Raw genomic sequence first — 13,561 nt, forward strand, 5'->3', positions numbered from 1 at the left:
ACCCCGCCTGTCGGCGCGGAGCTGCCCGAGCAGGTTACTCGCCGGTCGCCTTCCGGCCGCGTGACTTGCGCACCGGACCAATCTACAGGGTCGGTAAGGTCGGCTTCATCTTTGCCGCCGCGGTGTCGGAGCGGTCACCAGAGCACGGCGATGACGACGTTGAGGATGCCGAGCGCGCCGGCCGCGTGCGCCAGGGCAGCGGTCGAGCCCGGGTTCTGCCGTTCCTTCTTCATGCCGACGATCGCGATCACGAGGATGACGACGGCGACGACGAGCTTGACACCGATCTTCATGTGGTTCAGGTCGGCGTCGTCCGCCTCGTTGAGCCCGACCAACGCAAGGCCGGTCACCACCTGCAGGATCGCGCCGTGCAGCATGCCGGCCACCACGCGCGGTTCCTTGATCACGGCGAGCCAGGAGCCGATGATCCCGGCGAGGCCGATGAAGTGCAGGATGAGGAAGATGTCGATGGCGAGCGTCATGTGGCCATCGGATCACCCGAACAGGACAAATGTCCAGTCGGGTGACCCTCCTCGCTCCGCGGGTCGTGCCTCAGCTCACCGACGCTGCCGCTGGCGGGCATACCAGTCGAGCAACTCCGGTGCGTCGACCGCGCTGCGGTCGACGGTGTGGGCCGCGTCCGCCCCCTGGAAGAGCCGCTTGATCGGCACCTCGAGCTTCTTCCCGGTGCGGGTGTGGGGAACGCCCGGCGCCGCGACGATGTCGTCGGGCACGTGCCGCGGCGACGCCTGTTCGCGGATCACGGTGCGGATCTTCTCGCGCAGTGCGTCGTCGAGGGTGGCGCCGTCGGCGAGCACCACGAACAGCGGCATCCAGTAGCCGCCGTCGGGCTGCTCGGCTCCGATCACCAGGGCTTCGACGACCTCGGGGAGCTTCTCGACGGCCTGGTAGATGTCGGCGCTGCCCATCCGGACCCCGTGGCGGTTGAGCGTCGAATCGGAACGCCCGTGCATCACGACCGTCCCGCGCCCGGTGATCGTGATCCAGTCGCCGTGCCGCCACACCCCGGGATAGACGGAGAAGTACGCCTCGCGGTAGCGGTGCCCGTCCGGGTCGTTCCAGAATCGGACCGGCATCGACGGCATCGGGGCGGTCACCACGAGCTCCCCCACCTCGTCGCGGACCGGCCGGCCCCGCTCGTCGAACGCGTCGAGGGCGACGCCGAGATACGGCACCGACAGCTCGCCCGGCCACACCGGCACGGTGCGCACGGCACCGACGAACGCGGAGACGACATCGGTGCCGCCGGTGATGGACATCACGGGCACGTGCTCGCCGACGTTCTCGGCCAGCCACTGCGACGACGACGCGGGCAGGGTGGACCCCGTGACGCCCACTGCCCGCAGGGCGGACAGGTCGTGGTCCCGCCGGGGAACGACGCCCGCCTTGATGCAGGCCAGCACGTACCCCGGGCTGGTCCCCAGCACGGTGACCCGTTCCTGTGCGGCGATCCGCCACAGCCGGTCGACCTGCGGGTGCGACGGGCTGCCGTCGTAACAGACGATCGTCGCCCCGACGAGCAACCCGGCGGCCTGGAAGTTCCACATCATCCAGCTCGGGCTGGTGTACCAGAAGAAGGTGTCGTCGGATCCGAGGTCGGTGTGCAGCGAGACGGCCTTCAGATGCTCGAGCAGGACACCACCGTGCCCGTGCACGATGCCCTTGGGAAGGCCCGTGGTCCCGGACGAGAACACGACCCACAGCGGATGGTCGAACGGCACCGGCTCGGGACTCAGCGGGTGTTCCCCGACGGTGGCCGCCTCCCAGGTGAGCGCGCCTTCCAGGTCCTGGTGCGGGTCTGCCAGCCGGGGCACCACGACGGTCAGCACCAGCGAGGGCAGTTGCTCCCGCAGCCGGGCGACCGCCTCGGCGCGGGGGTGGGTGCGGCCGGCGAACCGGTAACCGTCGGCCGTGATCAGGGCGGCGGGGTCGAGTTGCCCGAGCCGGTCCACGGCCGCGGGGGCCGAGTAGTCCTGGCCGCAGGCCGCCCACACGGCGCCGATGCTCGCGGTGGCGAGCAGCGCGACCACGGCCTCCGGGATGTTCGGCAGGTAACCGACGACGCGGTCGCCGGCACCGACGCCGTGCTCGCGCAGGGTGGCGGCCAGCGCGGCCGCTTGCCTGCGGAGTTCGGCCCAGCTCAGTTCGGTGCGTTCGCCGTCCTCGCCGACGTGCACGATCGCGGGGCGGTCGTCGCGCGCGTGCCGCAGGGCGTGCTCCACGTAGTTCAGGCGCGCGCCGGGGAACCAGACGGCTCCGGGCATCGTGGCGTCGTCCAGCGCCGGTCCCGGGTCGGTGCTTGACCGTACGTCGAACCAGTCCCACACGTCCTGCCAGAACGGTCCGAGATTGTCGACGGACCACCGCCACAGGGCGGGGTAGTCGGGGAGGGAGACGCCGTGGCGCTTTTCGACCCACCGGGCGAAGGCGGTGATCCGGGCGCTCGCGACATCCTGTTCGGTGGGGGTCCACTGGGGAGGGATCTGTGTGTCGGTCATGCCCTCGCGCCCCCTCGGTGATCACCTGCGCGGGCCTCGACGGCGCGGTGCAGGATCTGCTCGGCGTGCCGCAGCACCGGCGCATCGACCATCCGGCCCTCGAACTGGAACACCCCCCGCTCCTCCGGCACCGCCGCCAGCACCCGCCGCGCCCACGCCACATCCTGCTCACTGGGCGCATACGCCGACCGGATCACCCCCACCTGACCCGGATGGATCGCCACCTTCGCATCGAACCCCACCGCCACCGCATCGAGCGCCTCGTCCCGCAACCCCTCGTGATCCCGGATGTCGAGAAACACCGAATCCAACGCGAACCGCCCGTATGCCTTCGCCGCCAGCAACGCCTGCGAGCGCACATGCCGCGCCACATCCCGATACGTCCCGTCGGCCCGGCGCGACGACTGCCCGCCCAGACCCACGACGAGATCCTCCGCCCCCCACATCAGACCGACCGTCCCGGCCGCCAACGCGATCTCGTCGACCTTCAACGCCCCCAACGGCGACTCGATCAACGCCACCACCTCCCGCGGCGCCAACGACGTCACCTGCTGCGCCGACTCGCACTTCGCCAGCATCACCCGGGTGTAGTCCGTAGCCGCCAGCGCCTTCAGATCGGCGTCGTGCTCGTCGGTGCCGGCGGGGTTCACCCGCACCACCGTGCGAGCAGGATCGAGGACCGTGTCCTGCAGGCACTTGCGGGCGTAGTCCTTGTCCCCCGGCGCCACCCCGTCCTCGAGATCGAGGATCACCACGTCCGCCGTCGCAGCCGCCTTACCGAACCGCTCCGGCCGATCCGCCGGACAGAACAACCACGCCGGGCCGCCGACGCCGTACATAGAGACCTCCTCCATCGGTGATCTCTTCGATGATGCTGTCCGTATGGTCCCCTGTCAGGGCATTTGCCCAGGATCCGCGCGCCGGACGGTCGTACGCGCGGGAAATTTCGGGCGCGGACGACCGGGGGCCGCGCGGATCCGTCGGCGATGCGGTCAGCGGTCGGCGGCCGCGGCGGACTGCTCGGCGCGGTGCAGGATCTGCTCGGCGTGCCGCAGCACCGGCGCATCGACCATCCGGCCCTCGAACTGGAACACCCCCCGCTCCTCCGGCACCGCCGCCAGCACCCGCCGCGCCCACGCCACATCCTGCTCACTGGGCGCATACGCCGACCGGATCACCCCCACCTGACCCGGATGGATCGCCACCTTCGCATCGAACCCCACCGCCACCGCATCGAGCGCCTCGTCCCGCAACCCCTCGTGATCCCGGATGTCGAGAAACACCGAATCCAACGCGAACCGCCCGTATGCCTTCGCCGCCAGCAACGCCTGCGAGCGCACATGCCGCGCCACATCCCGATACGTCCCGTCGGCCCGGCGCGACGACTGCCCGCCCAGACCCACGACGAGATCCTCCGCCCCCCACATCAGACCGACCGTCCCGGCCGCCAACGCGATCTCGTCGACCTTCAACGCCCCCAACGGCGACTCGATCAACGCCACCACCTCCCGCGGCGCCAACGACGTCACCTGCTGCGCCGACTCGCACTTCGCCAGCATCACCCGGGTGTACGGGGTCCGGTCGAGGGCGTCGAGGTCGGCGAGATGGTCGGACGTACCGGCGGGATTGAGCCGCACCACCGTGCGAGCAGGATCGAGGACCGTGTCCTGCAGGCACTTGCGGGCGTAGTCCTTGTCCCCCGGCGCCACCCCGTCCTCGAGATCGAGGATCACCACGTCCGCCGTCGCAGCCGCCTTACCGAACCGCTCCGGCCGATCCGCCGGACAGAACAACCACGCGGTGCCGCCCACGGTGGGCACGGTCCTCATGCCTGATCCTCCCCGGCCGGACGGCACTGGACCAGCGTCTGGCGCACCGCGACCGCGACGACGTCGCCGCGCTGGTTGCGGGCCGTGTGCTCGAGCGTGACGATCCCCTGCCCGGGACGAGACTTGGACGCACGCTTGTCGGTGACCAGCGTCTCGGCGTAGAGGGTGTCGCCGTGGCGGACCGGGGCGGGGAACTTGATCTCCGAGAACCCGAGGTTGGCGACGATCGTGCCCTGGGTCAGCTGTGCCACCGACAGACCGACGAGCGTGGACAGGGTGAACATCGAATTCACCAGGCGCTCACCGAATTCGGTGCCCGAGCTGTAGGCGGCGTCGAGGTGCAGCGCCTGCGTGTTCATCGTCATCGTGGTGAACGCGACGTTGTCGGCCTCGGTGACGGTGCGGCCGGGGCGGTGCTCGTACACCGTACCGACCTCGAATTCCTCGAACCACAGTCCTCGCTGGGTGACCCGGGCGCTCACAGGCCGAGCTCCCGCGCCACCAGCATGAGCTGGACCTCGGTGGTGCCCTCGCCGATCTCGAGGATCTTGCTGTCCCGGTAGTGCCGTGCGACGGCGTACTCGTTCATGAAGCCGTAGCCGCCGTGGATCTGCGTCGCGTCGCGCGCGTTGTCCATCGCCGCCTCCGACGCGACCAGCTTGGCGATGGCAGCCTGCTTCTTGAACGGCTTGCCGGCCAGCATCAGGGCCGCGGCGTCGTAGTACGCGGCGCGGGCGGCATGAGCCCGTGCCTCCATCCGGGCGATCTTGAAGGCGATCGCCTGGTTCCGCCCGATGGGGCGGCCGAAGGCCTCGCGTTCCTTCGCGTACTTGACGGACTCGTCGACGCAGCCCTGCGCGGCACCGGTGGACAGCGCGGCGATCGCGATGCGGCCCTCGTCGAGGATGCGCAGGAAGTTCGCGTAGCCGCGGCCTCGCTCCCCGAGCAGGTTCTCCGCCGGGACCCGCACATCGGTGAAGCTCAGCGGATGGGTGTCCGAGGCGTTCCAGCCGACCTTGTTGTAGGCGGGCTCGGCGACGAAGCCGGGGGTGTCGGTGGGCACGACGATCGTGGAGATCTCCTTCTTGCCGTCCCGCTCGCCGGTGACGGCGGTGACGGTGACGATCTCGGTGATGTCGGTGCCCGAGTTGGTGATGAACTGCTTGCTGCCGTTGATGATCCACTGATCACCGTCGAGCTTGGCAGTGGTCTTGGTGCCGCCGGCGTCGCTGCCCGCGCCGGGCTCGGTCAGGCCGAACGCGCCCAGGGCCCGGCCGGCCGCGAGCTGCGGCAGCCACTTGCGCTTCTGCTCCTCGGTGCCGAAGCGGTAGATCGGCATGGCGCCGAGCGAGACGCCGGCCTCGAGGGTGATGGCCACGGACTGGTCGACCTTCCCGAGTTCCTCGAGGGCGAGGCACAGCGCGAAGTAGTCGCCGCCCTGTCCCCCGTACTCCTCGGGGAACGGCAGCCCGAACAGGCCGAGATCGGCCATGCCCTTGACGACCTCGTACGGAAAGGTGTGGTTGGCGTCGTGCTCGGCGGCGACGGGCGCGACGACGCTCTGGGCGAAGTCGGCGACGGTGTCCTTGAGGTCCTGGTAGTCCTCGGGAAGCTGTCCGGTGGAGAGGTAGTCGGTCATCGCTGCTGTGTCCTAGCTTTCGTTGGTGTCGGTGGGAACGACGCGGGCGAGGAGCTGGTCGACCTTGACCTGGTCCCCGGGGGCGACGAGAAGTTCGACGGTGCCGTCGACCGGCGTGGTCAGGGCGTGCTCCATCTTCATCGCCTCGACCACGACGACGGTCGCGCCGGCGGTGACGGCAGCGCCCTGTTCGACGGACACGGCGATCACGGTGCCGGGCATCGGGCTGGTCAGCTCGGCCTCACCGGCGTGGGCGTCGGCGCCGCGGATGTTCGCTTCGCGGGCCTCGCGCACGGGCCAGGTGCCGCCGTCGCCGGCGAGCCACAGCTGGCCGTCGTCCTCGGCGACGCGGAACACCGAGCGCACCCCGTCGAGCGTGACGGCGAGGCGATCCCCCTCGAGCCGAGCGGTGAGCACCCGGTCCGGCCCGTCCTCGATCCGTGCAGTGGCGGATTCCGGGGTGCCGGACAGGTGCACGTGGTCGGTGCGGGTGGGGGTGTGCAGCCGCACCGTGGTCGGCGCGAATCCGCCGACCCGCCAGCCGGTGGGCCGGTCCCACGGATCGACCGGGGACTGGCTCGACGCGGCGGGCCAGCGTCGCAGCCACCGGTGCGCGGCCGCGGCGACGAGCACCGCATCGGGGGTGTCCGGGGCGGCGTAGTCGCCGAGACGGCGGTCGAGCAGGCCGGTGTCGAGGTTCCCGGCCTGCACGTCGGGGTCGGCGAGCAGGAAACGGGCGAAGTCGATGTTGGTGACCACTCCCAGGACCGCGGTGTCGGCCAGGGCCCTGTCGAGACGGCGCAGCGCGGCGGCCCGGTCGGGTCCGTGCGCGATCACCTTCGACAGCATCGGGTCGTAATCGCTGCCGACGACCGTGCCCACCTCGAGACCGGAGTCGACCCGGATCCCCGGACCGGAGGGTTCGACGACGCCGGCGACGTGGCCGCCGGTGGGCAGGAACCCGCGGGCGGGGTCCTCGGCGTAGACGCGGGCCTCGATCGCATGCCCGGTCAGGGTGATCTCGTCCTGGGCGAAGCCGAGCGCCTCACCGGCGGCGACGCGCACCTGCCACTCCACCAGGTCCAGTCCGGTGACCAGCTCGGTCACGGGGTGCTCGACCTGCAGGCGGGTGTTCATCTCCATGAAGAAGAACTCGTCCGGTGCGTCCGCGGAGACGATGAACTCGACCGTGCCGGCACCGGTGTAGTCGACGCTGCGGGCGGTGTTGCACGCCGCTTCGCCGATCCGGGCGCGGGTGGCCTCGTCGAGCAGCGCCGACGGGGCTTCCTCGATCACCTTCTGGTGGCGGCGCTGCAGGCTGCACTCACGTTCGCCGAGGTGCACGACGTTGCCGTGGGTGTCGGCGAGGATCTGCACCTCGATGTGCCGCGGTCGCTGGACGAACCGCTCGAGGAACAGGGTGTCGTCGCCGAACGCCGAGGCCGCCTCGCGTCGCGCCGAGGCGAGCGCCTCGGCGAGCTGACCGGATTCGGTGACCAGGCGCATTCCCTTGCCCCCGCCGCCGGCGGACGGCTTGATCAGCACCGGGTATCCGATGTCGTCCGCGGCGGCGATCAGTTCGTCGTCGGTCAGGCCGGGCCGGGAGATACCCGGGACCACCGGCACGTCGAACGCGGCGACGGCGTTCTTGGCGGTGATCTTGTCGCCCATGACCTCGATGGCCTTGGCGGGCGGGCCGAGGAACACGATCCCGGCGTCGGCGCAAGCCTGAGCGAAGCCCGAATTCTCGGACAGGAAGCCGTAGCCGGGGTGGATCGCCTGCGCGCCGGTGCGCCGCGCGGCGTCGATCACCTTGGTGATGTCGAGGTAGCTCTCCCGCGCGGCGGCGGGACCCAGCCGCACTGCGGTGTCGGCCTCGCGCACGTGGCGGGCGCCGGCGTCGGCGTCGCTGTAGACGGCGACGGAACGGATCCCCATCTGCCGCAGCGTGCGGATCACCCGCACCGCGATCTCCCCGCGGTTGGCGACCAGAACGGTATGGAACATCCCGGCTCGGCCGGTGGTATCGAACATGTTCAACTGCCTCACATCCGGAAGACGCCGTAGGAAACCGGCTCGAGGGGCGCGTTCGCACACGCCGACAGGGCCAGGCCGAGAACTTCCCGCGTGTCGGCGGGGTCGATGATGCCGTCGTCCCACAGCCGCGCGGTCGAGTAGTAGGGGTTGCCCTGGTGCTCGTACTGTTCGCGGATCGAGGCCTTGAACGCCTCCTCCTGCTCGGCGGTCCAGGGCGTGCCGGACGCGTCGAGCTGGTCGGAACGCACCGTCGCCAGCACGGAGGCGGCCTGCTCGCCGCCCATCACCGAGATGCGCGCGTTGGGCCACATCCACAGGAAGCGGGGCGAGTACGCCCGCCCGCACATCGAGTAGTTGCCGGCGCCGTAGGAGCCGCCGATGACGACGGTCAGCTTCGGCACCCGCGCGCACGCGACCGCGGTGACCATCTTGGCGCCGTGCTTGGCGATGCCGCCGGCCTCGTAGTCCCGCCCGACCATGAACCCGGAGATGTTCTGCAGGAACAGCAGCGGGATCGAGCGCTTGTCGCACAGCTCGATGAAGTGGGCGCCCTTCTGGGCGGATTCGCCGAACAGCACGCCGTTGTTGGCGATGATGCCGACGGGGTGGCCGTGGATCCGCGCGAACCCGGTGACCAGGGTCTTGCCGTACTCAGCCTTGAACTCGGCGAAGCTCGAACCGGGTCCGGTCGGGTCGCCGTCGACGATGCGCTCGATGACCTCGTGCACGTCGTAGGGGGTGCGCGGGTCGGTGGGCACCACGTCGTACAGCTCCGCCGGATCCGCGGCGGGCGCGAACGTCGGCGCGACGTCCCACGGCCGGGGGGTGCGGGGCCCGAACGTGGCGACGATGGCGCGCACCCTGTTCAGCGCGTCGCGGTCGTCCTCGGCGAGGTGGTCGGTGACACCGGAGACCTTCGAGTGCAGGTCGCCGCCGCCGAGTTCCTCCGCGGTGACGACCTCGCCGGTGGCGGCCTTCACCAGCGGCGGCCCGCCGAGGAAGATGGTGCCCTGGTTGCGGACGATGACGGCCTCGTCGCTCATCGCCGGCACGTAGGCGCCGCCCGCGGTGCACGAGCCGAGGACCGCGGCGATCTGCGGGATCCCCTTGGCGCTCATGGTGGCCTGGTTGTAGAAGATGCGGCCGAAGTGCTCGCGGTCGGGGAACACCTCGTCCTGCCGCGGCAGGAACGCCCCGCCGGAGTCGACCAGGTACAGGCACGGCAGCTGGTTCTGCAGAGCGATCTCCTGAGCCCGCAGATGCTTCTTCACCGTCACCGGGTAGTAGGTGCCGCCCTTGACGGTGGCGTCGTTCGCGACGATCACGCACTCGCGGCCGGACACCCGGCCGATGCCGGCGATCATTCCGGCGCCGGGGCACTCGTCGTCGTACATGCCGTTCGCGGCCAGCGGCGCGATCTCGAGGAATGCGCTGCCGGGATCGAGCAGGGCGTCGACGCGCTCGCGGGGCAGCAGCTTCCCGCGGGCGACGTGCCGTTCCCGGGCCTTCTCGCTGCCGCCGAGCGCGGCGGTCGCGAGCTTGTCGCGCAGCTCGGTGACCAGCTGGACATGCTGCTCGCGGTAGGTCCGCGCAGCGGTTGTCGGGGGGGTTGTCACAGTTCAGTCCTCGCCTTGGGGTGGGCGCCTGAGTTAATACTCGATAACTGAAAATGAGGTTAGCTGTGATTAACTGAGTTGTCCAGACCACGTCAGGAAGGAACGGTGCGGCCGATGACGGACTTGAAGCCGGACACCGACGAACAGCTGCTCACCGCACGCGGCCGGGCCAAGGCCGACCGGCGGCGGCAGCTGCTCCAGGCCGCCGCACGACTCGTCGCCGAACGCGGATTCAACGGCGTACGACTCGAGGACCTCGGGGCTGCGGTGGGCATCAGCGGCCCCGCCGTCTACCGGCACTTCCCCAACAAGGACGCGCTGCTCGTCGAACTGCTGGTCGACATCAGCCGCCGTCTGCTGGCCGGCGGCACCGACGTGGTCGACCACACCGACGATCCCCGCCGCACGCTCGACCGGCTGGTGGACTTCCACCTCGACTTCGCGCTCGGGGAACCGGACCTCATCCGGGTGCAGGACCGGGAGCTGCAGTCCCTGCCGGAGGACGCCCGCAGGGAGGTGCGCCAGACCCAGCGACGGTACGTCGAGCTGTGGGTGGGCGCCCTGCGCCGCCTCGACCCCACTCTGGGAGAGTCCGATGCCCGGACCATGGCGCACGCAGCGTTCGGGCTCATCAACTCGACACCGCACAGCGCCGACCGGTCCTCGCCTGCCGCAACGCGAGCGGTGTTGCGGCGCATGACCCTGGCCGCGCTGGGCGCAGAGCGCCCCGAATCCGGCGCCTGAACAGGCACGGAGCCCCGCCCGGATGACCGGACGGGGCTCCCGTCGTGCTGCTGTTACCGGCACTGCGGCTACCGGTACTGCTGCTGCCGGTACTGCGACTACCGGACCTTGTCCCTCGTCATCGAGGTGTAGGCCAGCGTCAGCACCGCCGCGACGGCGATACTGATGATCCAGCGCCACCAGTCGATACCCGGCGTATCACCCTGATCACTGATCAGACCCCAGATCCAGTAACCGATCAGAGCGCCGATGATGCCGATGACGACGGTGATGATCCAACCCATCGCCTGCTTCCCCGGAATCACCAGCCGTGCGAGCACACCGATGACCGCACCGAAGATGATCGTGCCGATGATTTCTCCCATCACGGGCTCCTCTCTCGGAACATCGAACCGTGGGGACGGTATGCCCAAGAGTGCGCGGAACATGCACGTTTCGGGTGAATTCCGGTAAATCTTCTGCAAAATGTTGCGGCGGGCCGCGCGGGTGGGCCCCGGCCGGGACGGCCGGGGCCCAGGGATCACGCGTCGTGCACGATGACTCCGCGGATGTTCTTGCCGTCGCGCAGGTCCTGGTAGCCCTGGTTGACCTCCTCGAGGCTGTACCGATGGGTGACCAGCTCGTCGAGCTTCAGCTGGCCCGCGTCGTACAGGCGCAGCAGCCGCACGATGTCGTACTGCGGGTTGGCCGAGCCGAACAGCGAGCCCTTGATGGTCTTCTGGAACAGGGTCAGTTCCGTTCCGGACACGTGCACGGTCAGCTTCTCCGGATTGGCCAGGCCGGTGATGACGACGGTGCCGCCCTTGCCGACGATCGAGGTCGCCGCCGAGACGACCTCCTCGTCGACGGTGCCCACGAGGATCAGGGCGGCGTCGGCGCCCTGGCCCCAGCTCAGCTCGTTGACCTTCTCGGCCGCCTCGGCGGCACTGGCGAAGGCGTGCGTGGCCCCGAACTTCAGGGCGGTCTCGCGCTTGAACTCCACCGGGTCGACGACCACGACGTACTTGGCGCCCGCGTGCACGGCACCCTGGACGGCGTTGATGCCGAGGCCGCCGATGCCGTAGATCACGACGATGTCGCCGGAGCGGACGTCGCCGGCGTACACCGCGGTGCCCCAGCCGGACGGCACACCGCAGCCGACGAGGACGGCAGTCTCGAGCGGGAGCCAGTCGTCGACCTTGACCACCGAGTGCTGCGAGATGGTCGCGCGCTCGGCGAACGTGCCGAGCATGCACATCGCGCCGAAGTCGGTGCTCCCGGAATGGAACCGGAACGAGCCGTCCGGCATGCAGCCCTCCAGGATGGTCGCGCCCATGTCGCACAGGTTCTGCCGGCCCGTCGAGCAGTACCGGCAGGTGCCGCAGTTCGGGATGAAGCTGCACACGACGTGATCGCCCGGCTTGACCTTGGTGACACCGGGACCGACCTCCTCGATGATGCCGGAGCCCTCGTGACCGCCGACGATCGGGAAGCGCGGGGGCAGGTCCCCGTCGGTCAGGTGCAGGTCCGAGTGGCACAGCCCCGCCGCGGTGTACTTGATCAGCACCTCGCCGGGACCGGGGCCGTCGAGGTCGAGTTCCATGATCTCGAAGGGCTTGCCGGTCTCGAGCAGGACTGCAGCTTTGGTCTTCATCGTTGTTCTCCTCGGGTGTGTCGGGGTGTGGGTCGGCTCAGAGGGCGATGTTCACGGCTTTGGTCTGGGTGTAGAGGTCCAGCGCTCCCGCACCGAGCTCACGTCCCCATCCGGACTGCTTGAACCCGCCGAACGGCATGGCGGTGTCGAAGCCGTTGTACTGGTTGATCCACACCGAACCGGCCTTGAGCCGCCGCGCGGTGCGGTGCGCCTTCGACAGGTCCCGCGTCCAGATGCCCGCGGCCAGTCCGTAGATCGAGTCGTTGGCGGCGGCGGAGATGCCGTCGTCGGCGTCGAAGGGCAGGGCGGCGACGACCGGACCGAAGATCTCCTCGCGCACCACGCTGAAATCGGGCTGCACGTCCACCAGCACGGTCGGCTCGACGAAGAAGCCCTTGTCGCCCCAACGCTTTCCCCCGGTGAGGGCGCGCGCCCCGTCGGTCAGCCCCTCACGCAGATACCCGGTGACCCGATCCAGCTGCTCCTGGGAGACCAGTGGGCCGAGCTGGGTGGCCGGGTCGAGACCGGGTCCGATCTTCACCTTGCTCGCGGCCTCGGCGACGGCCTCGGTGAACTTCTCGAACAGGGGGCGCTCGACGAACAGGCGGGTGCCGGCAACGCAGCACTGGCCGTGGTTGAACAGCCACGCATCGAGGGAACCCTGCACGGCCGCATCGAAGTCGGCGTCGGCGAAGACGATGTTCGGGCTCTTGCCGCCGAGTTCGAGCGAGACCTTCTTCAGGTTCCCCTTGGCGGCGTCGACGACCTTCTTGCCCACCTCGGTGGACCCGGTGAAGGCGATCTTGTCGACGTCGTCGTGCGCGGCGAGGGCGGCACCGGCGTCACCGAAGCCGGGCACGATGTTCACCACCCCGGGCGGGAACCCGGCCTCTTCGAAGATCTCGGCGAGCAGCAGCGCGGTGAGCGGCGTCTGCTCCGCGGGCTTGAGGATGACCGTGTTGCCGGCGGCCAGGGCTGGGGCGAGCTTGAACGCGGCCATCAGCAGCGGGAAGTTCCAGGGCACGATGAGTCCGCACACGCCCACCGGTTCGCGCAGCGTGTAGGCGTGGAACTCACCGCCGGGCACGAACGGCATCGTGACGTTCACCGTGCTGCCCTCGATCTTGGTGGCCCACCCGGCGTAGTAGCGGAAGATGTCCGCCGACCACGCCGTGTCCACGGCCGCGGCGATCACGGCGGACTTGCCGTTGTCGAGCGCTTCGAGCTGGCCGAACTCCTCGGCACGTTCGGTGAGCAGATCACCGACCCGCCAGATCATGCGCTCCCGCTCGGCGGCCTTCATCGTCGCCCAGGGGCCCTCGTCGAAGGCCTTGCGGGCGGCCCGCACGGCCCGGTCGACGTCCTCGGCGCCGCCGTGGGCGACGTCGGTGAGCTTGTCCCCGGTCGCGGGGTCGTAGGTCGCGAAGACGCGGCCCGAGGCGGCGTCGAGCCATTCGCCGCCGATGTAGAGCTGCTTGGGTCCGGAGAGGAATTCCCGGACCCGCGGAGCGACGATGTGCTCGGCAACAGCTGTCATGCCCAAC

The 13,561-nt window shown here is 69.9% G+C and carries 12 protein-coding genes; 1 reads left to right on the forward strand and 11 read right to left on the reverse strand.

The features are described 5' to 3' along the window. Nucleotides 1-134: 134 nt before the first annotated feature. From AC2IPW_RS17185 to AC2IPW_RS17220, 8 genes are all read right to left on the reverse strand, one after another. Nucleotides 135-482 carry a hypothetical protein gene (locus AC2IPW_RS17185; protein ID WP_003936303.1) on the reverse strand — a complete coding sequence of 116 codons (348 nt, stop codon included), beginning with the start codon at nucleotides 480-482 and terminating at the stop codon, nucleotides 135-137. 75 nt (nucleotides 483-557) lie between these two features. Further along, a complete protein-coding gene (locus AC2IPW_RS17190) occupies nucleotides 558-2,519 on the reverse strand; it encodes an acetoacetate--CoA ligase (protein WP_486375251.1) in 1,962 nt (653 codons plus the stop codon). Continuing rightward, a complete protein-coding gene (locus AC2IPW_RS17195) occupies nucleotides 2,516-3,373 on the reverse strand; it encodes an HpcH/HpaI aldolase/citrate lyase family protein (protein WP_416061461.1) in 858 nt (285 codons plus the stop codon). The genes AC2IPW_RS17190 and AC2IPW_RS17195 overlap by 4 nt, the downstream gene beginning before the upstream one ends. Before the next feature lie 138 nt (nucleotides 3,374-3,511). Then, the gene (locus AC2IPW_RS17200; RefSeq protein ID WP_486375252.1) at nucleotides 3,512-4,348 is read right to left on the reverse strand and encodes an HpcH/HpaI aldolase/citrate lyase family protein; all 837 of its coding nucleotides are present in this window, start codon (nucleotides 4,346-4,348) and stop codon (nucleotides 3,512-3,514) included. Beyond that, nucleotides 4,345-4,830 (reverse strand): MaoC family dehydratase, encoded by a 486-nt coding sequence (locus AC2IPW_RS17205; RefSeq protein WP_003936307.1) that lies wholly within the window; start codon nucleotides 4,828-4,830, stop codon nucleotides 4,345-4,347. Before AC2IPW_RS17205 ends, AC2IPW_RS17200 begins: the two co-directional genes overlap by 4 nt. Then, complete coding sequence (locus AC2IPW_RS17210; protein WP_486375253.1) at nucleotides 4,827-5,987, reverse strand: acyl-CoA dehydrogenase family protein; 1,161 nt, start codon at nucleotides 5,985-5,987, stop codon at nucleotides 4,827-4,829. The genes AC2IPW_RS17205 and AC2IPW_RS17210 overlap by 4 nt, the downstream gene beginning before the upstream one ends. Before the next feature lie 12 nt (nucleotides 5,988-5,999). Continuing rightward, entirely contained in the window at nucleotides 6,000-8,021 is a 2,022-nt protein-coding gene (locus AC2IPW_RS17215) for an acetyl/propionyl/methylcrotonyl-CoA carboxylase subunit alpha (RefSeq protein WP_486375254.1), read from the reverse strand. A gap of 11 nt (nucleotides 8,022-8,032) precedes the next feature. Continuing rightward, the gene (locus AC2IPW_RS17220; protein WP_486375255.1) at nucleotides 8,033-9,640 is read right to left on the reverse strand and encodes a carboxyl transferase domain-containing protein; all 1,608 of its coding nucleotides are present in this window, start codon (nucleotides 9,638-9,640) and stop codon (nucleotides 8,033-8,035) included. A 114-nt stretch (nucleotides 9,641-9,754) separates the two neighbouring features. Between AC2IPW_RS17220 and AC2IPW_RS17225 the strand changes: the two genes are divergently transcribed. Further along, a complete protein-coding gene (locus AC2IPW_RS17225) occupies nucleotides 9,755-10,384 on the forward strand; it encodes an SACE_7040 family transcriptional regulator (RefSeq protein WP_268965449.1) in 630 nt (209 codons plus the stop codon). A 98-nt stretch (nucleotides 10,385-10,482) separates the two neighbouring features. Here the strand turns inward: AC2IPW_RS17225 and AC2IPW_RS17230 are convergent, their stop codons facing one another. The 3 genes from AC2IPW_RS17230 to AC2IPW_RS17240 form a co-directional block, all read right to left on the reverse strand. Then, a complete protein-coding gene (locus AC2IPW_RS17230) occupies nucleotides 10,483-10,749 on the reverse strand; it encodes a GlsB/YeaQ/YmgE family stress response membrane protein (protein ID WP_371383544.1) in 267 nt (88 codons plus the stop codon). A gap of 155 nt (nucleotides 10,750-10,904) precedes the next feature. Further along, nucleotides 10,905-12,017: an NDMA-dependent alcohol dehydrogenase gene (locus AC2IPW_RS17235; protein ID WP_054374119.1), complete on the reverse strand. Its 1,113-nt coding sequence runs from the start codon at nucleotides 12,015-12,017 to the stop codon at nucleotides 10,905-10,907. Between the two features lie 37 nt (nucleotides 12,018-12,054). Beyond that, nucleotides 12,055-13,554, reverse strand: coding sequence for an aldehyde dehydrogenase family protein (locus AC2IPW_RS17240; protein WP_003936314.1), 1,500 nt, complete (start codon nucleotides 13,552-13,554; stop codon nucleotides 12,055-12,057). Nucleotides 13,555-13,561: the final 7 nt, after the last annotated feature.

The sequence above is a fragment of the Rhodococcus sp. NS-SX18 genome (assembly GCF_057367935.1).

Bases quoted from the DNA above. Each gene is read 5' to 3' on its own strand.
- AC2IPW_RS17195 (WP_416061461.1), bottom strand. From the start codon at position 3,373: ATGGAGGAGGTCTCTATGTACGGCGTCGGCGGCCCGGCGTGGTTGTTC.
- AC2IPW_RS17235 (WP_054374119.1), bottom strand. From the start codon at position 12,017: ATGAAGACCAAAGCTGCAGTCCTGCTCGAGACCGGCAAGCCCTTCGAG.
- AC2IPW_RS17185 (WP_003936303.1), bottom strand. From the start codon at position 482: ATGACGCTCGCCATCGACATCTTCCTCATCCTGCACTTCATCGGCCTC.
- AC2IPW_RS17230 (WP_371383544.1), bottom strand. From the start codon at position 10,749: ATGGGAGAAATCATCGGCACGATCATCTTCGGTGCGGTCATCGGTGTG.
- AC2IPW_RS17225 (WP_268965449.1), top strand. From the start codon at position 9,755: ATGACGGACTTGAAGCCGGACACCGACGAACAGCTGCTCACCGCACGC.
- AC2IPW_RS17215 (WP_486375254.1), bottom strand. From the start codon at position 8,021: ATGTTCGATACCACCGGCCGAGCCGGGATGTTCCATACCGTTCTGGTC.
- AC2IPW_RS17240 (WP_003936314.1), bottom strand. From the start codon at position 13,554: ATGACAGCTGTTGCCGAGCACATCGTCGCTCCGCGGGTCCGGGAATTC.
- AC2IPW_RS17200 (WP_486375252.1), bottom strand. From the start codon at position 4,348: ATGAGGACCGTGCCCACCGTGGGCGGCACCGCGTGGTTGTTCTGTCCG.
- AC2IPW_RS17190 (WP_486375251.1), bottom strand. From the start codon at position 2,519: ATGACCGACACACAGATCCCTCCCCAGTGGACCCCCACCGAACAGGAT.
- AC2IPW_RS17210 (WP_486375253.1), bottom strand. From the start codon at position 5,987: ATGACCGACTACCTCTCCACCGGACAGCTTCCCGAGGACTACCAGGAC.